The sequence below is a fragment of the Enterobacter sp. ODB01 genome, from assembly GCF_001623605.1.
In the GTDB taxonomy this organism is placed as follows: Bacteria; Pseudomonadota; Gammaproteobacteria; order Enterobacterales; family Enterobacteriaceae; genus Enterobacter; species Enterobacter kobei.
This window is the reverse complement of sequence record NZ_CP015227.1, coordinates 3,787,261-3,814,258: the sequence shown is the minus strand read 5'-3', so window position 1 is coordinate 3,814,258 and position 26,998 is coordinate 3,787,261. Positions and strand designations below refer to the sequence as shown.

Below are 26,998 nucleotides of genomic sequence, written 5' to 3'. Positions count from 1 at the left end.
TAAGTATATTTTGATCAAAAAATAGACGTATTTTGATGATGAAACCGGCCAACTCAGTTTTTAAAAATTTTATATTTATTTTTATTAAAAACACTTTTAAAAAATAATCAGTATTAAAAAGTGATTGCCAAACCTGAGTTGTACGTTTTTTGAACGGCAAACAGCCTCGCTACAGCGTTTAATCGTTAAAGTGGTTAACAGGGCATGATTATAGGGGTTTATCTACCCATTGGCGATAACCTCCCGTGGCAAGATAACCGTGACGTAATGGGCTGAGCATGCACTGTGGCAGAAGAGAACGACGACAAAACGGAAGCCCCCACACCCCACCGACTTGAAAAAGCGCGTGAGGAAGGGCAGATCCCCCGATCCCGAGAATTGACCTCCCTGCTGATCCTTGTCGTAGGGGTGTGCATTATCTGGTGGGGTGGGGAGTCGCTCGCCCGCAAGCTGGCGGGAATGCTCTCAACTGGCTTACGTTTTGACCACAGTATGGTCAATGACCCGAATCTGATCCTCAGCCAGATTATTCAGTTAATAAAAGGGGCCATGGTTGCGCTGCTGCCCTTAATTACCGGCGTGGTGCTGGTGGCGCTGGTCTCTCCAGTCATGCTGGGCGGTCTGGTGTTTAGCGGAAAATCACTGCAGCCCAAATTTTCGAAGCTGAACCCACTGCCGGGCATTGCGAAAATGTTTTCGGCGCAGACCGGCGCCGAGCTGCTCAAGGCTATTCTCAAATCGGTGCTGATGGGCAGTTCTGCCGGGTTCTTCCTCTGGTATCACTGGCCCGAAATGATGCGCCTCATCAGCGAGTCGCCCCTTACTGCCATGAGTAATGCCCTGAATCTGGTTGGACTCTGCGCGCTGCTGGTGGTGCTCAGCATTATCCCGATGGTCGGTTTTGACGTTATCTTCCAGCTTTATAGCCATTTCAAGAAACTGCGGATGTCACGTCAGGATATCCGTGACGAATATAAGCAGATGGAAGGTGACCCGCACGTTAAAGGGCGTATCCGTCAGATGCAGCGTGCTGCCGCTCGTCGGCGCATGATGGAGGATGTGCCGAAGGCGGATGTCATCGTCACCAACCCGACACACTATTCCGTTGCCTTGCGCTACGACGAAAATAAGATGAGCGCGCCGAAAGTGGTGGCGAAAGGGGCGGGGCTGATCGCACTTCGTATCCGGGAAATTGGCACCGAAAACCGCGTGCCGATCCTGGAAGCTCCACCGCTGGCGCGTGCCTTATACCGCCATGCGGAAATCGGACAACAGATCCCGGGACAACTCTACGCCGCGGTGGCGGAAGTGCTGGCCTGGGTATGGCAGTTGAAACGCTGGCGTCTGGCCGGGGGTCAACGGCCTGTGAAACCTGAGAACCTTCCGGTGCCTGCCGCGCTGGATTTTATGAACGAGAAGGACACTGATGGCTAATCTGGTGGCAATGTTGCGCCTGCCCGGCAACCTGAAATCGACCCAATGGCAGATCCTCGCCGGGCCGATTCTCATCCTGTTAATTTTGTCGATGATGGTTCTGCCGCTCCCGGCATTCATCCTCGATCTGCTGTTCACGTTTAATATTGCGCTCTCCATTATGGTGCTGCTGGTGGCGATGTTCACTCAGCGGACCCTGGAGTTTGCCGCGTTCCCGACCATTCTGCTGTTTACCACTCTGCTGCGACTGGCACTGAACGTGGCGTCCACGCGTATCATCCTGATGGAAGGACACACCGGCGCGGCAGCAGCAGGTAAAGTGGTGGAGGCCTTCGGCCACTTCCTGGTAGGCGGTAATTTCGCTATCGGTATCGTGGTGTTCGTTATCCTCGTGATCATCAACTTTATGGTTATCACCAAAGGTGCCGGGCGTATTGCGGAAGTGGGCGCCCGTTTTGTGCTGGACGGGATGCCGGGCAAGCAGATGGCGATCGACGCCGATCTGAATGCCGGGTTAATCGCGGAAGATGAAGCCAAAAAACGCCGTGCGGAAGTCACTCAGGAAGCGGACTTCTACGGATCCATGGACGGTGCGAGTAAGTTTGTGCGCGGTGACGCCATCGCGGGCATTCTGATTATGGTGATTAACGTGGTGGGCGGCCTGCTGGTGGGGGTATTGCAGCACGGCATGGACATGGGCCACGCGGCGGAAAGCTACACGCTGCTGACTATTGGTGATGGTCTGGTCGCGCAGATCCCGGCGCTGGTCATCTCCACGGCGGCGGGTGTGATTGTCACCCGCGTGAGTACCGATCAGGACGTTGGCGAGCAGATGGTTGGCCAGCTCTTCAGTAACCCGCGCGTAATGCTGCTGGCCGCTGCCGTTCTGGGTCTGCTTGGTCTGGTACCGGGCATGCCAAACCTCGTCTTCCTGCTGTTTACGGCGGGTCTGCTGGGCCTTGCCTGGTGGATGCGTGGCCGTGAAACCCAACCGGCGGCGGATCCGGTTCCGGTGAAAATGCCGGAGAATACTCAGGCCGTCGAGGCGACGTGGAACGACGTGCAGCTGGAAGATTCCCTGGGAATGGAAGTGGGGTATCGCCTGATCCCGATGGTGGATTTTCAGCAGGATGGCGAGCTGCTTGGCCGTATCCGCAGTATCCGTAAAAAATTCGCTCAGGATATGGGCTTCCTGCCGCCGGTGGTTCACATCCGAGACAATATGGATCTGCCGCCTGCGCGCTACCGTATTCTGATGAAAGGGGTCGAAATTGGCAGCGGCGATGCCTACCCGGGTCGCTGGCTGGCCATTAACCCTGGCACCGCGGCAGGCACGCTGCCGGGCGAGCAAACCGTCGATCCGGCCTTTGGTCTGGCGGCCATCTGGATTGAAAGTGCGCTGAAAGAGCAGGCGCAAATCCAGGGGTATACGGTAGTCGAAGCCAGTACCGTGGTGGCAACCCATCTTAATCATCTGATTGGGCAATTCTCGGCAGAGCTGTTTGGTCGTCAGGAAGCGCAGCAGCTTCTCGACCGCGTGACGCAGGAGATGCCGAAGCTCACGGAAGATCTGGTCCCGGGCGTGCTGACGTTAACCACGCTGCATAAGGTGCTGCAAAACCTGCTCGAGGAAAAGTGCCGATCCGCGATATGCGAACCATTCTGGAAACCCTTGCCGAGCATGCGCCGCTGCAAAGCGATCCGCACGAGCTGACGGCGGTGGTGCGCGTGGCGCTGGGGCGCGCAATCACGCAGCAGTGGTTCCCGGGAACCGGAGAAGTGCAGGTGATTGGCCTCGACACGCCGCTTGAACGTCTGCTGCTGCAGGCTCTGCAGGGCGGGGGCGGCCTGGAGCCAGGTCTGGCGGATCGCCTGCTGGAGCAGACCCAGGAGGCGCTGGCACGTCAGGAGATGCTGGGGGCGCCACCGGTGCTGCTGGTCAACCATGCGCTGCGTCCGCTGCTGTCGCGCTTCCTGCGTCGCAGCCTGAACCAGCTGGTGGTGCTGTCGAATATGGAGTTGTCGGATAACCGTCATATCCGCATGACAGCGACGATTGGAGGAAAATAATGGCTAAATGGCTTTGGATTATGCTCTTCCCGCTGGCGGCACAGGCGGCCGGGGAAGGCGCCTGGCAGGCAAGCAGCATGGGCGTGACCCTGAGCAACCGGGGTGTCGCCATGTCTTCTACTCCGCTGTCGCCCTCTGAAGCGGTTTCCGGTCTGATGGGGATGGTGGTCTGGAATTACAGACTGATTGGCCCAACGCCAGCCGGACTGCGGGTGCGGCTCTGCTCCCAGAGTCGCTGTACGGAAATCGACGGAGAGAATGGCACGACGCAGGCGTTCAACGGCGTGCCCGCCATTGAACCTTTGCGTTTTATCTGGGAAGTGCCGGGCGGGGGACGTTTGATCCCGGCGCTAAAAGTGCAGAGCAATTCTGTCATTGTAAACTACCGCTAACTGCCCGCTTTTTCACCAGCCATCAGGGAATACTGATGGCTGGCTCGCAAAACTGACCTCACCTTTTGATGAAAAAGAAACGCTGTTTTATAAATCAGTGACACGCGTGACGATACTCTTTGCATTTTTGCCATTCACCCCCTGCGTGATGGCAGAAACAGAAAGGTATCAGGAAGTCGATGCCTTTACTGTAGCCGTGTAAAAGCTCCCGGACGAGGTTTGCTTACAGGGAGTCTCCCAACATTGATTAGGGTTGACGGCAATGAAAACACGTAAAATTGGACTCGCAAATTATCTTGCATACGGGTCAGGCGATTTCCTCGGGGCGGGTACCACCGCCCTGACGGCGGCCTGGCTTTTGTATTTTTACACCACCTTCTGTGGACTCACACCGATTGAAGCAACGTTCATTTTTGCCGCGGCACGGGTACTGGATGCCGTTGTCAGTCCGTTAATGGGGTTTTTGACGGACAACTTCGGTACGACCTGGCTCGGAAGGCGCTTTGGTCGCCGTAAATTCTTTATTCTGCTGGGGATCCCGTGCGTGTTCAGCTACTCGCTGATGTGGGTGGGGGACATGAATTTCTGGTATTACCTGCTGACTTATCTGGTGTTTGATATCGTCTACACCATGATTCTGGTGCCGTACGAGACGCTGGTGCCGGAAATGACCGATGACTTCAAACAGAAAACCAAGTTCTCCGGGGCGCGTATTTCCATGGCGCAGATGTCCGCCATTCTGGCCTCCTTTCTGCCAGGGATATTGCTCACGCATTTCGGTAAAGACAATGCGGTCTCCTTCTTCTATGCAAGCCTGGTTTTCTCCGTTCTGTGCGCCCTGATGCTCATTTTCGTCTGGTGCTTTACCTGGGAACGTCCGCGTGAGGAATGGTCCGAAGCGGCGCTGCGGGCTGAAGAAGAGAAGAAGAAGCTGACGCTGGGTCAGAGCCTCAATCGTCTGTTCGTGGAATTGAGTTCTACGCTGCGAATTAAAATTTTCCGCCAGCATCTGGGCATGTATCTCGGCGGCTACATTGCGCAGGATGTATTTAACGCGGTCTTCACCTACTACGTGGTGTTTGTGCTGATGCAGGAAGCCTCAATGGCCTCTAACCTGCTCGGTACGATGGCCATCTTCCAGTTTCTCGCCGTGCTCGGGATGATCCCGCTGTGCATTCGCTTTGGTCCTGCACCGTCCTACCGCATGGTGGTGGTACTGTTTGGCCTGGCCTCTCTTTCTTACGCCGTCCTCTATTATGCCGGGCTGAGCGACATCTATTCTCTGCTGCTGCTGGTTTCTGCCATTGCCGGTCTTGGCCGCGGCGGTATCAACTACGTGCCGTGGAATACCTATACCTACATCGCTGATGTGGACGAAGTGATCACCGGTCAGCGCCGCGAAGGGATCTTCGCCGGCATCATGACCCTCACCCGTAAAGCCTCTCAGGCCGGTGCGGTGATGCTGGTGGGCATCGTGATGCAGATGTCCGGCTTTGTCAGCGGTCAGAAAGTGCAGCCTGCGGAAGTGAGCCATACCATTTTGATGATCCTGAGTGTGGGCACCCTCCTGGTGCTGTTCTGCGGATTCCTCGTTTCTCTGCGCTTCAGACTGAATTTACAGACCCACAGCACGCTGCGCGAGGAGACCGCGAAAATGCGTGCGTGTGGTCATGCGATACCGGAATCAGCGACGCCGCACGCCCGCGCCACTGTCGAGATGCTGGCCGGTATGCCATATGCGTCACTGTGGGGTAATAACAACATCGGTTATCTGAATCGCAATAAGCCAGCCGCACCTTCGCTGAAGGATCGTGCAGTACTGAATTCGACATACAACAGAGGTTAAGATGATGAAAGTTTGGCCTGTCAAACATAGCCCGTTATTGCGTCAACCTGAACGCTTTATCGCCAGAGATGAGCTGAAAGCACTGATTCAAAAGGTGACGCATAACCTGGTCAATATCCACGACAAGACGGGTGAGTTTTTGCTGCGGCTGGACGACGGGCGCGTGATCGACACCAAAGGCTGGGCCGGATGGGAATGGACGCACGGCGTCGGTTTGTACGGTATCTGGCAGTATTACTGCCAGACCGGTGACACAGGCATGCGCGACATTATCGACAGCTGGTTTGCTGACCGTTTTGCTGAAGGTGCCACTACCAAAAACGTCAATACGATGTCGCCGTTCCTGACGCTGGCCTGTCGTTATGAAGAGACCAAAAACCCGGCCTGGCTGCCGTGGCTGGAAAGCTGGGCGGAATGGGCGATGACCGAGATGCCGCGCACCGATCACGGTGGCATGCAGCACATCACCCTGGCGGAAGAGAATCATCAGCAGATGTGGGATGACACGCTGATGATGACGGTGTTGCCGCTGGCGAAAATCGGCAAACTGCTCAACAAACCGGAGTACGTTGAAGAGGCGGTGTATCAGTTCCTGCTGCACGTGCAGAACCTGATGGACCGGGAGACGGGCCTGTGGTTCCACGGCTGGAGTTACGACGGCAACCATAACTTTGCTCATGCCCGCTGGGCGAGGGGCAACAGCTGGCTCACCATCGTGATTCCGGATTTCCTCGAACTGATTGATTTGCCGGAAAACAACGCCGTGCGCCGTTATCTGGTGCAGGTATTGAATGCGCAAATTGCCGCGCTGGAAAAGTGTCAGGACGAGAGCGGCTTGTGGCATACCCTGCTGGACGATCCGGGCTCGTACCTGGAGGCGTCCGCGACGGCCGGGTTTGCCTACGGGATCCTGAAAGCGGTGCGTAAGCGCTATGTTGCGCCTGCGTATGCTGACGTTGCTGAAAAAGCGATTCGCGGCATCGTGAAAAATATCTCGCCGGAAGGGGAGTTATTGCAAACGTCGTTCGGCACGGGGATGGGCAGCGACCTGGCGTTTTATCGCCAAATCCCGCTGACGTCGATGCCCTATGGACAGGCCATGGCGATTCTGTGTCTGACGGAGTATTTGCGGAAGTATTTCTGATAATAAAAAACCCGGCGGCTGCCGGGTTTTTTATATTACATACGCTCTACGGTTTCGATACCCAGGGTATCCAGACCCAGCTTCAGGGTCTTCGCCGTCAGCTGCGCCAGCTTCAGGCGGCTGTTGCGGACCGATTCATTTTCCGCAGACAGAATAGGGCAGTGCTCGTAGAAGCCGGAGAACAGACCCGCCAGATCGTAAAGGTAAGCGCACATAACGTGCGGCGTACCGTCACGGGCGACAACCGTCAGCGTCTCTTCAAACTGCAGCAGGCGCGCCGCCAGCTGGGCTTCACGATCTTCCGTGATGGTCACGGTCGCATTCGCCAGCACGTTTTCATCAATGTTCGCCTTACGGAACACCGAGAGCACGCGGGTGTAAGCATATTGCATGTAAGGCGCCGTGTTGCCTTCAAACGCCAGCATGTTATCCCAGTCGAAGATATAGTCGGTGGTACGGTTTTTAGAGAGATCCGCGTATTTCACCGCGCCGATACCGACGGCGTTAGCCAGTTTTTCCAGCTCGTCGGCAGGCATGTCCGGGTTCTTCTCTGCCACCAGACGACGGGCGCGCTCCAGCGCTTCATCCAGCAGGTCAGACAGCTTCACGGTACCACCCGCACGGGTTTTGAACGGCTTGCCGTCTTTACCGAGCATCATGCCGAACATGTGGTGTTCCAGCGGAACGCAATCCGGTACGTAACCGGCTTTACGCACGATAGTCCATGCCTGCATCAGGTGCTGGTGCTGACGGGAGTCGATGTAGTACAGCACACGGTCAGCATGCAGGGTTTCGTAACGGTACTTCGCGCAGGCGATATCGGTGGTGGTGTAGAGATAGCCGCCATCCTTTTTCTGGATGATCACGCCCATCGGTTCACCTTCCTTGTTTTTGTACTCATCAAGGAACACGACCGTTGCACCCTCGCTCTCAACCGCCAGTTTTTTCGCTTTCAGGTCCGCCACAATGCCCGGCAGCATTGGGTTGTACAGGCTTTCACCCATGACATCATCACGGGTCAGGGTCACGTTAAGACGGTTATAGGTAAGCTGGTTCTGGGACATGGTGATGTCCACCAGCTTGCGCCACATCTCGAGGAAGTATTGATCCCCGCCCTGCAGCTTGACGACGTAGCTGCGCGCGCGCTCGGCAAAGGCTTCGTCTTCGTCGTAATGCTTTTTCGCTTCGCGGTAGAACCCTTCCAGGTCCGCCAGCGCCATTTCGCCTGCGTTTTCCTGCTGCTGTTTTTCCAGGTAAGCAATCAGCATGCCGAACTGGGTACCCCAGTCGCCAACGTGGTTTGCGCGGATTACCTTGTGACCGAGAAACTCAAGCGTGCGCACCGCGGCATCACCAATGATGGTGGAACGCAGGTGGCCAACGTGCATCTCTTTCGCCACGTTCGGGGCAGAGTAGTCGATCACCACCGTCTGCGCTTGTGGTCGGGAGACACCCAGACGGTCTGATTTCAGCGCCGCGTCAACGTGGCTTGCCAGGAATGCAGGCTCCAGGAAAATGTTGATAAAGCCCGGGCCAGCGATTTCGGTTTTGCTGGCGATACCGGTGAGATCCAGATGCGTCAATACCTGCTCAGCGAGCTGTCGCGGCGGCATGCCCAGTTTTTTAGCCACTGCCATCACGCCATTAGCCTGATAGTCGCCAAACTGTACTTTTGCTGACTGACGAACCTGTGGTTCGCAATCCGCAGGCGCACCTGCGGCAATCAGTGCCTGACTGACTTTTTCGGAGAGAAGAGCCTGAATATTCACCTGGATACCTTACGTTTTTGATGCGGGCCTACAACCGCCCGCGCCAGTTAAAGAATTTAGGGCGGGAGTATACTGCAAATGCCTTCTGCCGTCAGCATTGCGGGGCCCGAAGATTGCTCAGAATCCAGCCAGAGAAGAGGTGCATAAACATGCAGTCGTAAAAACCGCGATTCAGAGGTTGGTCGAAACAGGGCAACAGAGTAAATTAGCGGTTTTGCGACATGAAAAGAGACTGACGTATGGCGAACTGGCAATCCATTGACGAACTGCATGATATTTCCGCAGATTTACCGCGCTTCACCCAGGCGTTCACAGAACTTGCCACCCGTCTTGGTCTGGATATCGCGCCGCTTGAGGCCGATCACATCTCTTTGCGCTGCCATCAAAACGCGACTGCCGAGCGCTGGCGTCGCGGGTTTGAACAGTGTGGTGAGTTGCTTTCTGAGAACATGATTAATGGTCGTCCCATTTGTCTGTTCAAACTGCATGAACCGGTCTGCGTGGCGCACTGGCAATTCACCGTTGTAGAACTGCCATGGCCGGGTGAAAAACGTTACCCGCACGAAGGCTGGGAGCATATCGAAATCGTCCTGCCGGGTGAGCCGGAAACGTTGAACGCGCGCGCGCTGGCCCTGCTCTCAGACGAGGGCTTAAGCCAGCCGGGCATTTTTGTGAAGACAAGTTCGCCCAAAGGCGAGCGTGAGCGTCTGCCTAATCCGACGCTGGCCGTGACTGACGGGCAGGTGACGGTGAAATTTCATCCGTGGACCATTGAGCAGATCGTTGCCAGCGAAGCCTGAGAGTTGTGACTCGTCGCTGAGACCCAAAACAAGAGGCGTGCCATGATGGCGCGTTAAGCCGATTTTAAGGAGGAGTCGATGGCGCTGCTGGAGATTTGTTGTTATAGCGTGGAGTGTGCCGTCACCGCGCAACGGAAAGGGGCCGATCGCATTGAACTGTGCGCCGCCCCGAAAGAAGGAGGGTTAACGCCCTCATACGGCGTGCTGACGTCGGCCCGTAAGGCCGTCACCCTTCCGGTACACCCCATTATTCGTCCTCGCGGCGGTGATTTTTGTTATACGTCGGGTGAGTTCAGTGCCATGCTTGAAGATATCGCCCTTGTTCGTGACCTCGGGTTCCCCGGGCTGGTGACCGGCCTGCTGGATGAAGACGGTGAGGTCGATCTGCCGCGTATGCGTCAGGTGATGGACGCCGCAAAAGGAATGGCCGTGACGTTTCATCGTGCGTTTGATATGTGCAAAAACCCACTGCAAGCGTTTGATACCCTTGCCGAACTGGGTGTGGCGCGCGTTCTGACATCAGGGCAACAGTCATCTGCTGAAAAAGGTCTGCAATTAATTATGGAACTAAAAGCCCATTCCGGTGTTCCAATAATAATGGCGGGTGCGGGAGTCCGTGCCGGCAATCTGGAACGGTTTTTAAACGCCGGGGTGGAAGAGCTTCACAGCTCTGCGGGGAAATGGATACCTTCACCCATGCGTTATCGCAATACAGGGCTGTCAATGTCGACGGATGCTGAAGCGGATGAGTATTCACGCTACGGTGTAGATGGAGAGTCGGTTGCGGAAATGAAGTCGCTGATTGAGCGCTATCACGTGTAGCAACGTACCGATTTTTACCGCGCATCATGTCGCCCAATATGATGCTTGCTTGTACCAGGCCCCTGCAAATTACACAGGGGCCTTTTTTTCTCCTTCATATTTCAAGCCGCAGCCGCGTTGGCCGCCTCGCTCACCCCGGTCACTTACTGATGTAAGCTCCCGGGGATTCGCTGCGTTGCCGCCTTGCTGCAACTTGAACTATTTTGGAGAAAACGTGCGACGCGTAGGCCGGGTAAGGCGTAGCCGTCACCCGGCTAAAGGGTTACGGCTTCGTCGCGATCAATACCGCACGCATCGGCGCCGGATAGCCTTCGATGGTTTTGCTGTGGTCGGCCGGGTCAAGGAACTGCTCCAGCGACTCGGTGATCATCCAGTCGGTGCGGCGCTGCTCCTCGAGTGACGTCACGCTGACATCGGCAATCCGCACATCCACAAAACCGCACTTCTCCAGCCAGTTCTTCAATGCCAGCGCGGACGGGATAAAGTAGACGTTACGCATCTGGGCGTAGCGATCGCCCGGCACCAGAACAGCATGTTCGTCACCTTCGATCACCAGCGTTTCCAGTACCAGTTCGCCGCCGCTGACCAGCTGATCTTTCAGCTGCCACAGATGTTCAAGCGGGGAGCGACGATGATAGAGCACGCCCATGGAAAATACGGTATCAAACGCTTTCAGGGCAGGAAGTTGCTCAATTCCCAGCGGCAGCAGGTGGGCGCGCTGGTCGTTGCCCAGCAGTTTACGCACTGCTTCAAACTGGCAAAGGAACAGCTGCATTGGGTCGATACCGACTGCCAGATGCGCGCCTGCGCCAATCATGCGCCACATGTGGTAACCGCTGCCGCAGCCCACGTCCAGAATAGTGCGCCCGGTCAGGTCAGACAGATGAGGCAGAACGCGATCCCATTTCCAGTCGGAGCGCCATTCGGTGTTGATGTTCACCCCGTAGAGCGAGAAAGGCCCTTTGCGCCACGGCATCAGGTTACGCATCAGCGTTTCGATGCGGTTGATCTGCCCGGCCGGGAGCGGTGCTTCGCTTTCTGCGGTGACGCTGTGAAGCAGGTCCAGACGATGCGGGGTCAGCTCCGGCAGATACTCCACCGCATTTGACCACTGCTTTAACAGGCCGTGCTGCTGATCGCGCTGCCAGGCGGCAATCTGCGCGGGCAGAGTTTCCAGCCAGTGAGACAGATGGTTTTTAGCTATCAGCTGATAGAAATTACTGAACTCAATCATGCTGCATCTCCGGCTTTTAGCGCCACCAGTGAGCCAAAGTTAAAGCACTGGAACCACAGTTCGCTATGCTCAAATCCGGCTTTGCGCAGGCGTGCTTTGTGGGTTTCTACGGAGTCTGTCAGCATCACGTTTTCCAGCATGCTGCGCTTCTGGCTGATCTCCAGCTCGCTGTAACCGTTCGCACGTTTAAAATCGTGGTGCATATTGAACAGCAGTTCGCCAACGTCGGCATCCTCAAAGCTGAATTTCTCGGAAAGCACCAGCGCGCCGCCGGGATTTAGCCCCTGGTAAATTTTGTCCAGCAGCAGCTGACGGTCTTCAGGCACCAGGAACTGCAGGGTAAAATTCAGGATGACCATCGACGCGTTGTGAATTTCAATCTCACGAATATCGCCTTCGACGACGTCCACCGGTACAGGGGCTTTATACGCATCAATATGGCGACGGCAGCGTTCTACCATCGCCGGGGAGTTGTCGACGGCAATGATTCGGCAATCTTCATGATGAACGTTACGACGTACCGACAGCGTTGCCGCGCCGAGCGAGCAGCCCAGGTCATAGACCTGCGTGCCGGGTTGAACGAAGCGCTCAGCCAGCATACCGATCATAGAGATAATATTGGAATAACCGGGAACAGAGCGCTGGATCATATCCGGGAAGACTTCGGCTACCCGTTCATCGAAGGTCCAGTCGCCCAGGCTGGCGATAGGCGCGGAAAAAAGCGTGTCGCGATCTGACATAACGTAAAAATCCGGGAAAAATAAAGTGGCGTATTGTGCGCTAATGGAGGGAGAAAACCAACTCCCACGGCATATACCAAAGGTTAGCCAGCACCATCAGCAAAAGCGAACACCAGGTCGCGCTCATGCCGGAACGACGCCAGCGGAATAAGCGGTGGTGAAAGCCATAATAGTGCATGAGTCGGCCAGCAATCAGAAGCAGGCCACAGACGTGAACCATCCAGGTTTCTGCGCCATTCATCTCCATAAACAGCAGTAAAATCAAGGCGACGGGGATGTATTCGACCGCATTACCGTGAATGCGGATAGCGCTTTGCAGTTCCGAAAAACCGCCGTCACCATAAGAAACGCGGTACTGCATTCTCAGACGCACAACATCAAATGAAAACTTAATCAGCAGTAATGCACCTAACACCGCATACAGCGCGCTGACCATACAAACTCCCTGTTTTTGGCAGATGGCACTTCACTATGATAGGGGGTGATATCAGAAAAGAGAAGATTGTTGTGGAATGGAGGGGGCGTCGCCCACGGCGGGAACCGCGGCCTGCAAGGCCTGCCAGAGAGCATCGACCAGTTCGGGTGCCTGCGCAATATCCGGTGTGTGTAAAAAGAGATAGGGCGTAGTGGTTTGCTCCCACTTCGCTAATTTTTGCAGCCAGACGGCGAACATCGCCTGATTTTGCTGCATGTTATCGCTACCGATGAACCTGACCATCGGGTTTTGCGCGGTAACGATGGCGTGGACCGGCACTTTCGGTTTTTTGCGTTGCGCATCCACAATCGCTTCACTGTGCGGGATTGCACTGTGGACGGGGCGACTGTCGAGAATGACACGGTTGACCGAACGTTCCAGCAGGCCGCGGTTGAGCGCTATTTCTGCTTCACCTTTGGCAAAAAATTCAGCATGCCTGACCTCAACGCCGTAGGTAAACTCGCGGGGAAGGCTATCCAGAAACTGCCACAGGGCAGGCAGATCGCGCGGGCCGAACGTAGCGGGAAGCTGGAGCCAGTATTGTCCAATCCGGTTCGCCAGTGGCGACATGCGCGAAAAGAATTCTTCGGTTAAATCCCCGCAGTTGCGCAGCGCGGCGTTGTGGGAGATGGTCGCCGGAAACTTAAAGCAGAACCGGAAATCGTCGGTCGTTTGCTCCCGCCAGCGTTCAACAATCTCCGCTTTAGGCAGCGCGTAGAGGGTCGTGTTGCCCTCGACACAGTTGAAGTGTCGGGCATATTCTTCCAGGCCGGTGATGCCCAGGCGCACCCATTTCGGGTGCGACCACTGGGGTAACCCCACATACATCATAGTGCGCTGAGGATCTCGTCCGTGCTGCGCACGCGTCCGATACGCGGGAAGATATGGGTCATGCTGCCCTGATGCTGTTCCGCGGAGGCTGCGCTGCAGGCATCTTCGGCAATCACCAGATTAAAGCCCAGCTCCCACGCGTTACGGGCGGTAGACTCCACGCCGATGTTGGTGGAAATGCCGCACAGAATAATCGTGTCGATACCACGACGGCGGAGCTGCAGTTCCAGATCGGTTCCGTAGAATGCGCCCCATTGACGTTTGGTCACTTCGATATCGCTGTCGCGTTTGCCCAGCGACACCGGATACGTCCACCAGTTTTCCGGCAGGGCATGGGCGGGCGCCTGTGCATCAACGGGCTGTTTTAACGCCTCGGCGAAATCAGCGGACCAGCCGACGCGCACCATGACTACAGGGGCACCGCTGGCACGGCATTTTTCCGCCAGACGAGCGGCGCGGCTAACCACATCATCCGCAGCGTGCGGGCCACCGGCAAAGGGCAGGATCCCTTCCTGTAAATCAATCACCACAAGCGCGGTTTTGCTGGCATCCAGTGTTAACATCGTTACTCCCGTTAAATGAATCACTTCCGTAACACCATACGACGTGATGACCTGTAATGGGTCGGAAAATTTTGTTAATTTTTGTGAGAATGCGCAATAAGAGTGCAGCAAACGACCGTCAGGCCGTGGTTCGCTCTTATCGTCCGGCGGAATTTCCAGTATAATAGCCGCCTTTTTTCATCCAGTTGTGACATACAGAAAGCTGCGACATAGTAGCCTGCATTCCAGGCGACATTTAGCCTGCGGCTAATTAAGGGATATCTCATGCGTACAGAATATTGCGGGCAGCTGCGTCAGTCCCACGTCGGACAGCAGGTCACCCTGTGTGGTTGGGTCAACCGTCGTCGTGATCTTGGTAGCCTTATTTTCATCGATATGCGCGACCGTGAAGGTATCGTTCAGGTGTTCTTCGACCCGGATCGTGCGGATGCGTTGAAGCTGGCTTCTGAGCTGCGTAATGAGTTCTGCATTCAGGTCACCGGTACCGTGCGTGCGCGTGACGAGAAAAACGTCAACGCAGACATGGCGACGGGTGCCATTGAAGTACTGGCGTCCGATCTGGTTATCATTAACCGTGCTGAAGCGCTGCCGCTGGACTCCAACCACGTCAACACGGAAGAAGCGCGTCTGAAATACCGCTACCTGGATCTGCGTCGTCCGGAGATGGCCCAGCGCCTGAAAACCCGTGCGAAAATCACCAGCCTGGTGCGCCGTTTCATGGATGACCACGGTTTCCTCGATATCGAAACCCCGATGCTGACCAAAGCCACACCGGAAGGTGCGCGCGATTATCTGGTCCCATCCCGCGTACATAAAGGCAAATTCTACGCGCTGCCACAGTCTCCACAGCTGTTCAAACAGCTGCTGATGATGTCCGGTTTCGATCGCTACTATCAGATAGTCAAATGTTTCCGCGACGAAGACCTGCGTGCTGACCGTCAGCCAGAATTCACCCAGATCGATGTGGAAACCTCCTTCATGACCGCCGAGCAGGTGCGTGAAGTGATGGAAGCGCTGGTGCGTAGCCTGTGGAATGACGTGAAAGGCGTCGAGCTGGGCGATTTCCCGATCATGACCTTCGCCGAAGCCGAGCGTCGTTACGGTTCCGACAAACCAGACCTGCGTAACCCGATGGAGCTGGTGGATGTTGCAGACCTGGTGAAATCCGTTGAGTTCGCGGTATTCGCCGGCCCGGCTAACGATCCGAAAGGCCGTGTTGCAGCCCTGCGCGTACCGGGCGGTGCGGCACTGAGCCGTAAGCAGATCGACGATTACGGCAACTTCATTAAGATCTACGGCGCGAAAGGTCTGGCCTATATTAAAGTAACCGAGCGTGCGAAAGGTCTGGAAGGGATCACCAGCCCGGTTGCGAAGTTCCTGAATGCGGACATCGTGGAAGCGATCCTTGAGCGCACCGGCGCGCAGGATGGCGACATGATCTTCTTCGGCGCAGACAACAAGAAAGTGGTTGCCGATGCGATGGGCGCGTTGCGTCTGAAGCTGGGCAAAGACCTCAGCCTGACCGACGAAACCAAATGGGCACCGCTGTGGGTTATTGACTTCCCGATGTTTGAAGACGACGGTGAAGGCGGCTTGACCGCGATGCACCACCCGTTCACCTCGCCAAAAGACATGACGGCGGCAGAGCTGAAAGCGTCTCCGGAAGATGCGGTGGCAAACGCCTACGATATGGTGATCAACGGCTACGAAGTGGGCGGGGGTTCCGTGCGTATTCACAGCGGCGAAATGCAGCAGACCGTGTTCGGCATCCTGGGCATTAACGAACAGGAGCAGCGCGAGAAATTTGGCTTCTTGCTGGACGCCCTGAAATACGGTACACCGCCACACGCAGGTCTGGCTTTCGGTCTTGACCGTCTGACCATGCTGCTGACCGGTACCGATAACATTCGTGATGTTATTGCCTTCCCGAAAACCACTGCCGCAGCGTGTCTGATGACCGAAGCGCCAAGCTTTGCTAACCCGACTGCACTGGCTGAGCTGGGCATTGAGGTGGTGAAGAAGGAAGAGAAAAACTGATATGACATACAAGCTTCCCGTTTCTGTCTTAGTTGTCATTTATGCCCAGGACACGAAGCGGGTGCTAATGTTGCAGCGGCGCGACGATCCTGATTTCTGGCAGTCGGTTACCGGCAGCCTGGAAGAGGGGGAAACCGCGCCGCAGGCCGCCGCGCGTGAAGTAAAGGAAGAGGTCACCATTGATGTTGCTCGCGAGCAACTGACCCTGAAGGACTGTCAGCGCACGGTGGAGTTTGAAATTTTTAGCCATTTACGTCATCGCTACGCGCCGGGCATTGAGCGCAATAAGGAATCGTGGTTCTGTCTCGCGCTCCCCCATGAGCGGGAGATCGTGTTTACCGAACACCTGAACTACCGCTGGGTGGATGCGACGGATGCCGCCGCACTGACCAAGTCGTGGAGCAACCGGCAGGCGATTGAAGAATTTGTAATTAACGCTGCCTGAGAAGGCGCGATTTTTGGAGAACTTTTTATGGCAGGTCATAGTAAGTGGGCCAACACCAAACACCGTAAAGCGGCACAGGATGCCAAACGCGGTAAGATCTTTACCAAAATCATTCGTGAGCTGGTGACAGCGGCACGTCTGGGCGGCGGCGATCCGGCCTCTAACCCGCGTCTGCGCGCGGCGGTGGATAAAGCGCTGTCTAACAACATGACGCGTGACACCCTGAACCGCGCCATCGCACGTGGTGTAGGCGGTGATGAAGACGCGAACATGGAAACCATCATTTATGAAGGTTACGGCCCTGGCGGTACTGCCGTGATGGTTGAGTGTCTGTCCGATAACCGTAACCGTACCGTTGCGGAAGTGCGACATGCATTCACCAAAACCGGCGGCAACCTGGGTACCGACGGTTCCGTTTCTTACCTGTTCAGCAAAAAAGGCGTCATCTCCTTCGAGAAAGGTGACGAAGATGCGATCATGGAAGCGGCGCTGGAAGCCGGTGCGGAAGACGTGGTGACCTACGATGATGGCGCAATTGACGTTTACACCGCGTGGGAAGAGATGGGCGCCGTGCGCGATGCACTCGAAGCCGCGGGTCTGAAAGCGGACAACGCGGAAGTCTCCATGATCCCGTCCACCAAAGCGGACATGGATGCGGAAACTGCGCCAAAACTGCTGCGTCTGATCGACATGCTCGAAGACTGCGACGACGTGCAGGAAGTGTATCACAACGGTGAAATCTCTGATGAGGTTGCAGCGACTCTCTGATGAGAGCGTATAAGCCGTTTACGGGAGACGCGTGATGTCGATTATCCTTGGGATTGACCCCGGCTCGCGCGTCACCGGTTATGGCGTTATCCGCCAGGTGGGACGCCAGCTAACCTACCTCGGCAGCGGCTGTATTCGCACCAAAGTGGACGATTTGCCGTCGCGCCTGAAGCTGATTTATGCGGGCGTGTCTGAAATCATCACCCAGTTTCAGCCTGATTTTTTTGCCATTGAGCAGGTCTTTATGGCAAAAAACGCCGATTCGGCGCTAAAGCTGGGGCAGGCGCGCGGCGTGGCGATTGTTGCCGCCGTGAACCAGGATCTTCCGGTGTTCGAATATGCCGCACGTCAGGTAAAGCAGACGGTGGTGGGGATAGGTAGCGCGGAGAAAAGCCAGGTGCAGCATATGGTGCGTACCTTGCTGAAGCTTCCCGCGAACCCGCAGGCCGATGCCGCCGATGCGCTGGCCATTGCGATTACCCACTGTCACGTCAGCCAGAACGTGATGCAAATGAGTGAATCGCGGCTCAATCTGGCGCGAGGCAGGTTACGATAAAGAGAAATCAGGCTGGATAAACATCCAGCCTTTTTTTATTATGTCGCCAGTCAAACATTTTCCAGAACGCAGGAGCGTCACGTGATAGGCAGACTCAGAGGCATCATCATTGAAAAACAACCCCCGTTAGTGCTGCTGGAAGTGGGTGGCGTGGGCTATGAAGTCCACATGCCAATGACCTGCTTCTACGAGTTGCCGGACGCGGGTAAAGAGGCGATTGTCTTTACTCAGTTCGTGGTGCGTGAAGATGCTCAGTTGCTTTACGGCTTCAACAACAAGCAGGAACGTACCCTGTTCCGCGAGCTGATTAAAACCAACGGCGTGGGGCCGAAGCTGGCGCTGGCGATTTTGTCCGGTATGTCTGCTCCGCAGTTCGTGAATGCCGTTGAGCGCGAAGATCCTGCGGCGCTAATTAAACTCCCGGGGATTGGTAAGAAAACCGCCGAGCGTCTGATTGTTGAGATGAAAGACCGCTTTAAAGGTCTGCATGGCGATCTGTTCACCCCGGCGACCGATCTGGTTCTGACGTCACCGGGGGCGCCGTCAACAGATGATGACGCTGAGCAGGAAGCGGTTGCCGCGCTGGTGGCGCTGGGCTATAAACCTCAGGAGGCCAGTCGGATGGTAAGTAAAATTGCCAAACCGGATGCCAGCAGTGAAACCCTGATTCGTGAAGCGCTGCGCGCTGCATTGTGAGGTAAAGGATGATTGAAGCAGACCGCCTGGTATCGGCAGGCACCCTTCAGGCAGAAGACGTGGTGGATCGTGCGATCCGCCCGAAGCTGCTTGATGAGTATATCGGCCAGCCGCAGGTACGTTCCCAGATGGAGATTTTCATCCAGGCGGCAAAGCTGCGCGGCGATGCGCTCGATCACCTGCTAATTTTTGGCCCGCCAGGGTTGGGGAAAACCACGCTGGCGAATATCGTTGCCAATGAAATGGGCGTCAACTTGCGCACGACCTCCGGCCCGGTGCTGGAGAAAGCCGGCGATCTGGCGGCAATGCTGACCAACCTTGAACCGCATGACGTACTGTTTATCGATGAAATCCACCGTCTGTCTCCGGTGGTAGAGGAAGTCCTCTATCCGGCAATGGAAGATTACCAGCTGGATATCATGATTGGTGAAGGCCCGGCTGCGCGCTCCATCAAGATCGATCTGCCGCCGTTTACCCTGATTGGCGCAACGACCCGTGCCGGATCGTTGACCTCTCCACTGCGCGACCGCTTCGGTATCGTGCAGCGTCTGGAGTTTTATCAGGTGCCGGACCTGCAGCATATTGTCGGTCGTAGCGCGCGCTATATGGGGCTGGAGATGAGCGAAGAGGGCGCTTTTGAAGTGGCGAAGCGTTCGCGCGGTACGCCGCGTATTGCCAACCGCCTGCTGCGTCGCGTGCGCGACTTTGCCGAAGTGAAGCACGATGGCACCATTTCGGCAGAGATTGCCGCCCAGGCGCTGGATATGCTTAACGTCGATGCCGAAGGCTTTGACTATATGGACCGCAAGCTGCTGCTGGCGGTGCTGGATAAATTCTTTGGCGGCCCGGTCGGGCTGGATAACCTGGCGGCGGCGATCGGTGAAGAGCGTGAAACTATCGAGGATGTTCTGGAGCCGTATTTGATCCAGCAGGGATTCTTACAGCGTACGCCGCGTGGTCGTATGGCGACGGTGCGGGCGTGGAATCATTTCGGCATTACGCCACCGTCAATGCCGTAATGATGAGCAGGCGGGATGTTAAATTTCGCCTGCGACGCTGACCGATTAGTTACCTCATCTGATTTATCATCCATATTATTTTGGATAAATTTATCCTACCTATCATTTTAGATAATTCGCTTATTCCCTCTATGATGAATTTATAGCGATATCCATGCTATGAATAAATTTCATCATCACATCAGGAATAACAAAATGAAAACAATGACGGCTCTGACTATTGCCGCTCTGACTATGGCGGCTTTGTCTGGCGCCGCGAATGCCGCTATTTCCGGAACCCAAACATGGAAAATGGTGGATAATAAACTTGAAAATACCAGTAACGGACGAAAATTATGTATGACTGGCATTGCTTACCAGCAGGCGGTGATGGAGCCATGTGGTTCTAATCCAGAATTGCAGAATATTCGTGAGCTCAATTTCGCTATGAATGGGATGCTGATGCTGGAAACATATCCAGAATATGCCTTCGCACCAGCAAGCGGCAAAGTTTATATACGCGAATATGAACCTATTGCGAGTCATTGGGACTATGTTAACGGACAGCTGAAAAAAGTTGATACCGATGGTATTGTCAAGTGTCTTGATATGGAAGGCGGTATAAACGTCCCAGGTGCCAAATTGCATTTAGCAACGTGTACCAGGTAATAACATAAGCACCGATAATTTTATCGGTGCTTATTTACGTTGGCACCCAACATGGGCGCACTCCAGAGGTTTAAGTCCCGCCATGCGTTGATCACAGCACATGAAGCGAAGCGCCAATCGTTCATTCAGGCATTCGGTTGTTTTTTCATCATACTAAAAATAAACAACACCGCCGCACACAACACCACTGACGGCCCCGCAGGCGTGTCATAGAACGCCGAGAAGGTTAACCCACCCGTTACCGCAATCATCCCGATAATCACGGCCACACCGGCCATCTGCTCCGGCGTGCGGGCAAAACGGCGCGCCGTGGCGGCAGGGATGATCAGCAGCGAGGTAATAATCAGCGCCCCGACGAACTTCATCGCTACGCCGATGGTTAATGCCGTCACCAGCATCAGCAGTAGCTTAACCCGCTGCAGCTTCACGCCGTCGACGAAAGCCAGGTCCGGGCTGACGGTCATCGCCAGCAGGTTACGCCACTGCCAGAGCAGAATACCGAGTACCACCACCACACCGAAGGCGATGGAAATTAAATCTTCCGGCGTCACGGCAAGCAGATCGCCAAACAGATAGGCCATCAGGTCGACGCGGATATTCGACATCAGACTCACCACCACCAGACCCAGCGAGAGCGCGCTGTGTGCCATAATGCCAAGCAGCGTATCAATGGCGAGGTGCGGACGCTTCTCCAGCCAGACCAGCCCGGCTGCCAGCAGCAGGGTGACGACAATCACCGCGTAGAAGGGATTCACATCCAGCAGTAAACCAAAAGCCACGCCCAGCAAAGAGGCGTGCGCGAGGGTATCACCGAAATAGGACATTCTGCGCCAGACCACAAACGAGCCGAGTGGACCCGCGGCGCAGGCAAGCATAATCCCGGCCAGCCAGCCGGGCAGTAACAGTTCAATCATGAGTGTCCATTTCCCCGGCGCAGGACAATTCGTCCCTGTAAATCATGGCGGTGATTATGATGATGACGGTAAATACCCAGCTGTTCAGCGCCACGAGGGCCAAACATGGAGATAAACTCCGGGTGCATCGAGACCACTTCAGGCGTGCCGGAACAGCAAATATGATGGTTAAGGCACAGCACTTCGTCCGTTTTCGCCATGACAAGATGGAGATCGTGGGAGACCATCAGCACGGCGCAATTCAGTTCACGGCGAAGCTGATCGATCAAATCATAAAGCGCGACCTGACCATTAACGTCCACCCCCTGGGTAGGCTCATCAAGCACCAGCAGTTGCGGGCTGCTCAACAGCGCGCGCGCCAGCAAAACGCGCTGCGTCTCACCCCCGGAAAGTTTTTGCAGCGGCGCGTCAATCAGGTGGCCCGCCTGTACGCGTTTCAGCGCCGGGAGAATATCGGCTTTCCGCGTGCCGGGGCGCAGACGCAGAAAGCGACTCACCGTTAAAGGCAGCGTGGCGTCCAGATGTAATTTCTGAGGCACATAGCCGATACGCAATTTTTCCTCGCGGGTGATAACACCTTCATCGGGCGTCACCAGACCCAGTACAACCCGTACCAGCGTGGATTTACCTGCGCCATTAGGACCAAGCAGCGTCAGAATTTTGCCGGGCTTCAGATCCAGCGACACGTCAGAGAGGACGCGGCGCTGGCCGAAAGAGACCGAAATATTATCGAGAGAAACCAGTGTCGTCATGTCAATTTAAGCTTGAAGAAGTCAACGAATGTTATAATATCACATTCCACGCATTCACTACGATGATTAGTCGCATTATGTTACATAAAAATACGCTTCTTTTCGCAGCATTATCCGCTGCCCTTTGGGGTACAACCGCACAAGATGTTAACGCGGCAGTTGTCGCTTCGCTTAAACCGCTTGGATTCATCGCGTCGGCCATTGCCGATGGGGTGACGGAAACCCAGGTTTTGCTGCCTGACGGGGCCTCTGAGCATGACTATTCTCTTCGCCCTTCAGATGTAAAACGCTTACAAAACGCGGACTTAGTCGTCTGGATTGGACCAGAGATGGAAGCGTTTATGCAGAAGTCGGCCAAACAGATTCCAGGCGATAAACAGGTTGCGATTGCCGGGCTTTCCGGCGTGAAACCGTTGCTCATGAAAGGCACGGATGACGACGGTGATGAACATGACCATCACGCGGCAGAGGGTGAAAAAGGTGATGGAGATCACCATCATGGTGAGTACAACATGCATCTCTGGCTTTCCCCAGAGATAGCGCGGCTTTCAGCGGTTGCAATCCACGACAAATTAGTGGAACTTATGCCGCAAAGTCGAGCCAAACTAGACGCCAACCTGAAGGATTTTGAGGCACAATTAGCCGCAACCGATAAGCAGGTAGGTAATGAGCTCGCACCGTTGAAAGGAAAAGGGTATTTCGTTTTTCATGACGCCTATGGCTACTATGAAAAACACTATGGTTTGACCCCGCTTGGGCACTTCACCGTCAACCCTGAAATTCAACCTGGTGCGCAGCGTTTACATGAAATCAGAACACAGTTGGTTGAGCAAAAAGCGACATGCGTTTTTGCTGAGCCACAGTTCAGGCCAGCGGTCGTAGAAGCCGTGGCCAGGGGGACATCCGTGCGCATGGGGACCCTTGACCCGCTAGGAACGAATATCCAGTTGAGCAAAGCGAGCTATTCGCAGTTCCTCAGCCAACTGGCGAACCAGTATGCGAGCTGCCTGAAAGGAGATTAACGAGGAAGTGAATACGTGCAACAGATAGCCCGCTCTGTCGCCCTGGCATTTAACAATCTGCCTCGACCCCACCGCGTTATGCTGGGGTCGCTTACAGTACTCACCTTAGCGGTCGCCGTCTGGCGGCCCTATGTTTACCACCCGAGTTCTGCCCCTATCATCAAAACCATCGAGCTTGAAAAGAGCGAGATCCGTTCTTTACTGCCTGAAGCCAGTGAGCCTATCGACCAGGCTGCTCAGGAAGATGAAGCGATTCCCCAGGATGAACTGGACGATAAAATCGAGAACGAGGCCGGGATCCACGAGTATGTTGTCTCTACCGGTGACACGCTGAGCAGCGTGCTCAACCAGTACGGTATCGACATGGGGAATATCAGTCAGCTCGCTGCTGCAGATAAAGACCTGCGTAACCTGAAAATAGGGCAACAGCTCTCCTGGACCTTAACGGCGGATGGCGATCTCCAGCGGTTAACCTGGGAGATGTCCCGCCGTGAAACCCGCACCTACGATCGCACTGCAAACGGTTTCAAAATGACCAGTGAAATGCAGAAGGGCGACTGGGTGAACAGCGTGATGAAAGGCACAGTAGGCGGAAGCTTCGTTTCCAGCGCCCGTGATGCCGGTCTCACCAGCTCTGAAATCAGTGCGGTGATCAAAGCCATGCAGTGGCAGATGGATTTCCGCAAGCTGAAGAAGGGCGATGAGTTTTCCGTGCTGATGTCTCGCGAAATGCTCGACGGCAAGCGTGAGCAGAGCCAACTGGTGGGCGTACGTCTGCGCTCTGATGGCAAAGATTACTATGCCATCCGTGCCGAAGACGGTAAGTTCTACGACCGCAGCGGTACGGGACTGGCGAAAGGCTTTATGCGCTTCCCGACGGCTAAACAGTTCCGCGTTTCCTCTAACTTTAACCCGCGTCGTCTGAACCCGGTTACCGGGCGCGTCGCACCACACCGTGGCGTTGACTTTGCCATGCCGCAGGGCACGCCGGTGCTGGCTGTGGGTGATGGTGAAGTGGTCGTGGCTAAACGTAGCGGTGCCGCAGGCTACTATGTCGCGGTGCGTCACGGTCGTACCTACACCACCCGCTATATGCACCTGCGTAAACTGCTGGTTAAACCTGGACAGAAAGTGAAACGTGGCGACCGTATCGCGCTCTCCGGCAACACCGGACGCTCGACCGGCCCGCACCTGCACTATGAAGTGTGGATTAACCAACAGGCCGTAAACCCGCTGACGGCGAAACTGCCACGCACCGAAGGCCTGACGGGTAAAGATCGTTCTGATTACCTGGCGCAGGTGAAAGAGGTGATACCGCAGCTGAGCTTAAACTAAGCCTTCTGTTTTTGTGAAAAAAGCCGGTGTCAGTATGCGCCGGCTTTTTCTTTTGTGCGTGGACGACTGCCTCGCTACACTATCAATAAAATTTTGCGTCACCAGACCCTGGAACCAGCATGGAAACAAAAAAAAACAATATTGAATACATTCCTGAGTTTGAAAAATCCTTTCGCCATCCGCGCAACTGGGGCGCCTGGCTCGGGGTCTACACATTTGCAGGCATCGCTATGCTGCCTGCTGCGCTGCGCGATCCCCTGCTGGGGAAAATTGGCCGTCTGGCCGGGCGTTTAGGCAAAAGCGCGCGTCGCCGTGCGCAGATCAACCTCTATTACTGTTTTCCCGAAAAAAGCGATGCCGAGCGCGAGGCTATCATCGATGCGATGTATACCACCGCGCCGCAGGCAATGGCGATGATGGCAGAGCTGGCGCTGAAAGGGCCGGAAAAAATCGTCGACCGTGTTGACTGGAAAGGGCTGGAAATCATTGACGAAATGCGTCGCAATGACGAGAAGGTGATTTTCCTCGTTCCTCACGGTTGGGGTGTCGACATCCCGGCGATGCTGATGGCTTCTCAGGGTCAGAAGATGGCGGCCATGTTCCATAACCAGGGCAACAAAATCTACGACTTTGTCTGGAATACCGTACGTCGTCGTTTTGGCGGTCGTTTGCATGCGCGTAACGATGGTATCAAGCCGTTTATTCAGTCCGTACGTCAGGGATACTGGGGCTACTATCTGCCGGATCAGGACCACGGACCAGAGCACAGTGAGTTTGTCGACTTCTTTGCGACCTACAAAGCCACACTTCCCGCGATTGGCCGCCTGATGAAGGTGTGTCGCGCCCGCGTGATCCCACTCTTCCCGGTTTATGATGGTAAAACGCACCGTCTGAGCATTGAAGTTCGGCCGCCGATGGATGACTTGCTGACCGCAGACGATCGCACCATTGCGCGTCGCATGAACGAAGAGGTGGAAATCCTGGTGGGGCCGCATACCGAACAGTACACGTGGATATTGAAGCTGCTTAAAACGCGAAAGCCGGGTGAAACGGAACCTTATAAACGCAAAGAGCTTTATCCGAGGAAATAAAAAAGCCCTCTCCAGATGGAGAGGGCTTTTTAACACAGATGTTGTTACTCGACGGTCATAACGCGGGTGGTGTTGGTTGAGCCGATGGTGCTCATCACATCACCCTGCGTCACGATAACGATATCACCGGACACCAGGTAACCTTTGTCGCGCAGCAGATTGACGGCATCGTGCGCGGCTGCCACGCCGTCATTGGTGCTGTCGAAGTGCACCGGCGTCACACCGCGGTACAGCGCCGTCAGGTTCAGCGTACGTTCATGACGGGACATGGCGAAGATCGGCAGACCGGAGCTGATACGGGAAGTCATCAGCGCGGTACGGCCTGATTCGGTCATGGTGATGATCGCGGTAACCCCTTTCAGATGGTTTGCCGCGTACATGGCAGACATCGCAATCGCTTCTTCCACGTTGTCGAACTGCACGTCCAGACGGTGTTTTGAGACGTTGATGCTTGGGATCTTCTCTGCGCCCAGGCAGACACGCGCCATCGCGGCCACGGTTTCAGCAGGATATTGGCCCGCAGCGGTTTCCGCAGACAGCATCACCGCATCGGTACCATCCAGCACGGCGTTAGCGACGTCCATCACTTCCGCACGGGTTGGCATTGGGTTGGTGATCATGGATTCCATCATCTGGGTCGCGGTGATCACCGCGCGGTTCAGCTGACGTGCGCGACGAATCAGCGCTTTCTGGATACCAACCAGCTCAGGATCGCCGATTTCCACACCCAAATCGCCGCGGGCCACCATCACCACGTCAGAAGCCAGGATCACATCGTCCATGGCGTCCTGATCGCAAACGGCTTCCGCGCGTTCAACCTTGGCAACGATTTTGGCATCACAGCCTGCATCACGGGCCAGACGGCGTGCATAGTTCAGATCTTCGCCACAGCGTGGGAAGGAGACTGCCAGGTAGTCAACGCCGATCAGAGCCGCAGTAACGATGTCCGCTTTGTCTTTATCGGTCAGCGCTTCCGCAGAGAGGCCGCCGCCCAGTTTGTTGATACCTTTATTGTTGGAGAGCGGGCCGCCGACGGTGACTTCGGTGAACACTTTCATTCCCTGAACTTCGAGCACCTTCAGCTGTACGCGTCCGTCGTCGAGCAGCAGGATATCGCCAGGCACCACGTCAGCTGGCAGGCCTTTATAGTCAATCCCGACTTTTTCTTTATCGCCTTCGCCTTTGCCCAGGTTGGCATCCAGCAGGAATTTATCGCCGATATTGAGGAAAACTTTACCTTCTTTGAAGGTGGAGACACGAATTTTAGGACCCTGCAGATCGCCGAGGATAGCGACATGGCGGCCCAGTTTAGCGGCGATCTCACGCACTTTGTCGGCACGTAATTTATGGTCTTCTGGCGTACCGTGAGAGAAGTTCATGCGCACCACGTTGGCACCCGCGGCGATAATCTTTTCAAGGTTATTATCGCGGTCGGTGGCCGGGCCTAAGGTGGTAACGATCTTGGTTCTGCGAAGCCTTCTGGACATGTAATACTCCGTTGACTGAAACAACTTTGGTGTTGCGTGAACATTGAATCGGCCTTCATCTGCCGCAAGGCAGCAAAGAGAGGACCGAATGCCGTAAATCATTACATC

At 55.3% G+C, this 26,998-nt stretch carries 25 protein-coding genes and 1 pseudogene; 17 read left to right on the top strand and 9 right to left on the bottom strand.

The genetic code is table 11. The features are described from left to right. Positions 1-285: 285 nt before the first annotated feature. The 5 genes and pseudogenes from flhB to bglB all read left to right on the top strand — a co-directional run bounded on the left by flhB (position 286) and on the right by bglB (position 6,886). Positions 286-1,434, top strand: coding sequence for a flagellar biosynthesis protein FlhB (gene flhB, locus A4308_RS18080; protein ID WP_023330732.1), 1,149 nt, complete (start codon positions 286-288; stop codon positions 1,432-1,434). Beyond that, positions 1,427-3,504: pseudogene (gene flhA / locus A4308_RS18075) on the top strand (flagellar biosynthesis protein FlhA). The gene flhB and the pseudogene flhA overlap by 8 nt, the downstream one beginning before the upstream one ends. Continuing rightward, positions 3,504-3,896, top strand: a complete 393-nt coding sequence (gene flhE / locus A4308_RS18070; protein WP_014884333.1) for a flagellar protein FlhE — start codon at positions 3,504-3,506, stop codon at positions 3,894-3,896. The pseudogene flhA and the gene flhE overlap by 1 nt, the downstream one beginning before the upstream one ends. 262 nt (positions 3,897-4,158) lie before the next feature. After that, a complete protein-coding gene (locus tag A4308_RS18065; protein WP_045281173.1) occupies positions 4,159-5,742 on the top strand; it encodes an MFS transporter in 1,584 nt (527 codons plus the stop codon). Between the two features lie 4 nt (positions 5,743-5,746). Beyond that, positions 5,747-6,886 carry a beta-galactosidase BglB gene (gene bglB, locus A4308_RS18060; protein WP_045281243.1) on the top strand — a complete coding sequence of 380 codons (1,140 nt, stop codon included), beginning with the start codon at positions 5,747-5,749 and terminating at the stop codon, positions 6,884-6,886. A gap of 35 nt (positions 6,887-6,921) precedes the next feature. On the opposite strand, the gene argS is transcribed toward bglB, so the two are convergent. Next, positions 6,922-8,655 carry an arginine--tRNA ligase gene (gene argS / locus A4308_RS18055; protein WP_032636189.1) on the bottom strand — a complete coding sequence of 578 codons (1,734 nt, stop codon included), beginning with the start codon at positions 8,653-8,655 and terminating at the stop codon, positions 6,922-6,924. A 239-nt stretch (positions 8,656-8,894) separates the two neighbouring features. Between argS and A4308_RS18050 the strand changes: the two genes are divergently transcribed. Next, positions 8,895-9,455 carry a VOC family protein gene (locus tag A4308_RS18050; protein ID WP_014884329.1) on the top strand — a complete coding sequence of 187 codons (561 nt, stop codon included), beginning with the start codon at positions 8,895-8,897 and terminating at the stop codon, positions 9,453-9,455. 78 nt (positions 9,456-9,533) lie between these two features. Further along, on the top strand, positions 9,534-10,277 hold the full coding sequence (gene cutC, locus A4308_RS18045; RefSeq protein ID WP_045268904.1) for a copper homeostasis protein CutC: 744 nt from the start codon (positions 9,534-9,536) through the stop codon (positions 10,275-10,277). Positions 10,278-10,539: 262 nt separating this feature from the next. Here cutC and cmoB read toward each other — a convergent pair whose 3' ends face one another. From cmoB to A4308_RS18020, 5 genes are read right to left on the bottom strand one after another with little or no spacing between them, the layout of a single operon-like run. Beyond that, positions 10,540-11,511, bottom strand: coding sequence for a tRNA 5-methoxyuridine(34)/uridine 5-oxyacetic acid(34) synthase CmoB (gene cmoB / locus A4308_RS18040; protein WP_014884327.1), 972 nt, complete (start codon positions 11,509-11,511; stop codon positions 10,540-10,542). Continuing rightward, positions 11,508-12,251, bottom strand: coding sequence for a carboxy-S-adenosyl-L-methionine synthase CmoA (gene cmoA, locus A4308_RS18035; protein WP_014884326.1), 744 nt, complete (start codon positions 12,249-12,251; stop codon positions 11,508-11,510). Before cmoA ends, cmoB begins: the two co-directional genes overlap by 4 nt. Positions 12,252-12,291: 40 nt before the next feature. Then, positions 12,292-12,687 carry an MAPEG family protein gene (locus A4308_RS18030; RefSeq protein WP_014884325.1) on the bottom strand — a complete coding sequence of 132 codons (396 nt, stop codon included), beginning with the start codon at positions 12,685-12,687 and terminating at the stop codon, positions 12,292-12,294. A gap of 51 nt (positions 12,688-12,738) precedes the next feature. Beyond that, entirely contained in the window at positions 12,739-13,557 is an 819-nt protein-coding gene (locus tag A4308_RS18025) for a DUF72 domain-containing protein (protein ID WP_045281174.1), read from the bottom strand. Then, positions 13,554-14,120, bottom strand: coding sequence for a hydrolase (locus A4308_RS18020; RefSeq protein ID WP_045281175.1), 567 nt, complete (start codon positions 14,118-14,120; stop codon positions 13,554-13,556). Before A4308_RS18020 ends, A4308_RS18025 begins: the two co-directional genes overlap by 4 nt. 264 nt (positions 14,121-14,384) lie before the next feature. Here A4308_RS18020 and aspS point away from each other — a divergent pair, with 264 nt between their 5' ends. The 7 genes from aspS (at position 14,385) to A4308_RS17985 (ending at position 20,289) form a co-directional block, all read left to right on the top strand. After that, entirely contained in the window at positions 14,385-16,157 is a 1,773-nt protein-coding gene (gene aspS, locus A4308_RS18015; RefSeq protein ID WP_014884322.1) for an aspartate--tRNA ligase, read from the top strand. Position 16,158: 1 nt separating this feature from the next. Beyond that, on the top strand, positions 16,159-16,602 hold the full coding sequence (gene nudB, locus A4308_RS18010; protein ID WP_045281176.1) for a dihydroneopterin triphosphate diphosphatase: 444 nt from the start codon (positions 16,159-16,161) through the stop codon (positions 16,600-16,602). A gap of 27 nt (positions 16,603-16,629) precedes the next feature. Further along, complete coding sequence (locus A4308_RS18005) at positions 16,630-17,370, top strand: YebC/PmpR family DNA-binding transcriptional regulator (RefSeq protein ID WP_045281177.1); 741 nt, start codon at positions 16,630-16,632, stop codon at positions 17,368-17,370. Positions 17,371-17,404: 34 nt separating this feature from the next. Beyond that, positions 17,405-17,926: a crossover junction endodeoxyribonuclease RuvC gene (ruvC, locus tag A4308_RS18000; protein ID WP_063308692.1), complete on the top strand. Its 522-nt coding sequence runs from the start codon at positions 17,405-17,407 to the stop codon at positions 17,924-17,926. Positions 17,927-18,007: 81 nt separating this feature from the next. Next, a complete protein-coding gene (ruvA, locus tag A4308_RS17995) occupies positions 18,008-18,622 on the top strand; it encodes a Holliday junction branch migration protein RuvA (RefSeq protein ID WP_023330723.1) in 615 nt (204 codons plus the stop codon). A gap of 8 nt (positions 18,623-18,630) precedes the next feature. Continuing rightward, positions 18,631-19,641, top strand: a complete 1,011-nt coding sequence (ruvB, locus tag A4308_RS17990) for a Holliday junction branch migration DNA helicase RuvB (protein WP_014884317.1) — start codon at positions 18,631-18,633, stop codon at positions 19,639-19,641. 195 nt (positions 19,642-19,836) lie between these two features. Next, positions 19,837-20,289 carry a hypothetical protein gene (locus A4308_RS17985; RefSeq protein WP_014884316.1) on the top strand — a complete coding sequence of 151 codons (453 nt, stop codon included), beginning with the start codon at positions 19,837-19,839 and terminating at the stop codon, positions 20,287-20,289. A gap of 125 nt (positions 20,290-20,414) precedes the next feature. Here A4308_RS17985 and znuB read toward each other — a convergent pair whose 3' ends face one another. Both znuB and znuC read right to left on the bottom strand, forming a co-directional pair. Further along, entirely contained in the window at positions 20,415-21,203 is a 789-nt protein-coding gene (znuB, locus tag A4308_RS17980; protein ID WP_014884315.1) for a zinc ABC transporter permease subunit ZnuB, read from the bottom strand. Then, positions 21,200-21,955, bottom strand: a complete 756-nt coding sequence (znuC, locus tag A4308_RS17975) for a zinc ABC transporter ATP-binding protein ZnuC (RefSeq protein ID WP_014884314.1) — start codon at positions 21,953-21,955, stop codon at positions 21,200-21,202. The genes znuB and znuC overlap by 4 nt, the downstream gene beginning before the upstream one ends. A 77-nt stretch (positions 21,956-22,032) precedes the next feature. Between znuC and znuA the strand changes: the two genes are divergently transcribed. The 3 genes from znuA (at position 22,033) to lpxM (ending at position 25,403) form a co-directional block, all read left to right on the top strand. Continuing rightward, positions 22,033-22,977 (top strand): zinc ABC transporter substrate-binding protein ZnuA, encoded by a 945-nt coding sequence (gene znuA / locus A4308_RS17970; protein WP_032629268.1) that lies wholly within the window; start codon positions 22,033-22,035, stop codon positions 22,975-22,977. Between the two features lie 15 nt (positions 22,978-22,992). Further along, positions 22,993-24,312 carry a murein DD-endopeptidase MepM gene (mepM, locus tag A4308_RS17965; protein WP_014884312.1) on the top strand — a complete coding sequence of 440 codons (1,320 nt, stop codon included), beginning with the start codon at positions 22,993-22,995 and terminating at the stop codon, positions 24,310-24,312. Positions 24,313-24,431: 119 nt separating this feature from the next. Further along, complete coding sequence (lpxM, locus tag A4308_RS17960) at positions 24,432-25,403, top strand: lauroyl-Kdo(2)-lipid IV(A) myristoyltransferase (RefSeq protein ID WP_023330719.1); 972 nt, start codon at positions 24,432-24,434, stop codon at positions 25,401-25,403. Positions 25,404-25,447: 44 nt separating this feature from the next. Here lpxM and pyk read toward each other — a convergent pair whose 3' ends face one another. Then, a complete protein-coding gene (gene pyk, locus A4308_RS17955) occupies positions 25,448-26,890 on the bottom strand; it encodes a pyruvate kinase (RefSeq protein WP_008500455.1) in 1,443 nt (480 codons plus the stop codon). Positions 26,891-26,998: the final 108 nt, after the last annotated feature.

Bases quoted from the DNA above. Each gene is read 5' to 3' on its own strand.
- flhE (WP_014884333.1), top strand. From the start codon at position 3,504: ATGGCTAAATGGCTTTGGATTATGCTCTTCCCGCTGGCGGCACAGGCG.
- A4308_RS18065 (WP_045281173.1), top strand. From the start codon at position 4,159: ATGAAAACACGTAAAATTGGACTCGCAAATTATCTTGCATACGGGTCA.
- bglB (WP_045281243.1), top strand. From the start codon at position 5,747: ATGAAAGTTTGGCCTGTCAAACATAGCCCGTTATTGCGTCAACCTGAA.
- A4308_RS18050 (WP_014884329.1), top strand. From the start codon at position 8,895: ATGGCGAACTGGCAATCCATTGACGAACTGCATGATATTTCCGCAGAT.
- cutC (WP_045268904.1), top strand. From the start codon at position 9,534: ATGGCGCTGCTGGAGATTTGTTGTTATAGCGTGGAGTGTGCCGTCACC.
- cmoB (WP_014884327.1), bottom strand. From the start codon at position 11,511: ATGATTGAGTTCAGTAATTTCTATCAGCTGATAGCTAAAAACCATCTG.
- cmoA (WP_014884326.1), bottom strand. From the start codon at position 12,251: ATGTCAGATCGCGACACGCTTTTTTCCGCGCCTATCGCCAGCCTGGGC.
- A4308_RS18030 (WP_014884325.1), bottom strand. From the start codon at position 12,687: ATGGTCAGCGCGCTGTATGCGGTGTTAGGTGCATTACTGCTGATTAAG.
- A4308_RS18025 (WP_045281174.1), bottom strand. From the start codon at position 13,557: ATGATGTATGTGGGGTTACCCCAGTGGTCGCACCCGAAATGGGTGCGC.
- A4308_RS18020 (WP_045281175.1), bottom strand. From the start codon at position 14,120: ATGTTAACACTGGATGCCAGCAAAACCGCGCTTGTGGTGATTGATTTA.
- aspS (WP_014884322.1), top strand. From the start codon at position 14,385: ATGCGTACAGAATATTGCGGGCAGCTGCGTCAGTCCCACGTCGGACAG.
- nudB (WP_045281176.1), top strand. From the start codon at position 16,159: ATGACATACAAGCTTCCCGTTTCTGTCTTAGTTGTCATTTATGCCCAG.
- A4308_RS18005 (WP_045281177.1), top strand. From the start codon at position 16,630: ATGGCAGGTCATAGTAAGTGGGCCAACACCAAACACCGTAAAGCGGCA.
- ruvC (WP_063308692.1), top strand. From the start codon at position 17,405: ATGTCGATTATCCTTGGGATTGACCCCGGCTCGCGCGTCACCGGTTAT.
- ruvB (WP_014884317.1), top strand. From the start codon at position 18,631: ATGATTGAAGCAGACCGCCTGGTATCGGCAGGCACCCTTCAGGCAGAA.
- A4308_RS17985 (WP_014884316.1), top strand. From the start codon at position 19,837: ATGAAAACAATGACGGCTCTGACTATTGCCGCTCTGACTATGGCGGCT.
- znuB (WP_014884315.1), bottom strand. From the start codon at position 21,203: ATGATTGAACTGTTACTGCCCGGCTGGCTGGCCGGGATTATGCTTGCC.
- znuC (WP_014884314.1), bottom strand. From the start codon at position 21,955: ATGACGACACTGGTTTCTCTCGATAATATTTCGGTCTCTTTCGGCCAG.
- znuA (WP_032629268.1), top strand. From the start codon at position 22,033: ATGTTACATAAAAATACGCTTCTTTTCGCAGCATTATCCGCTGCCCTT.
- lpxM (WP_023330719.1), top strand. From the start codon at position 24,432: ATGGAAACAAAAAAAAACAATATTGAATACATTCCTGAGTTTGAAAAA.
- pyk (WP_008500455.1), bottom strand. From the start codon at position 26,890: ATGTCCAGAAGGCTTCGCAGAACCAAGATCGTTACCACCTTAGGCCCG.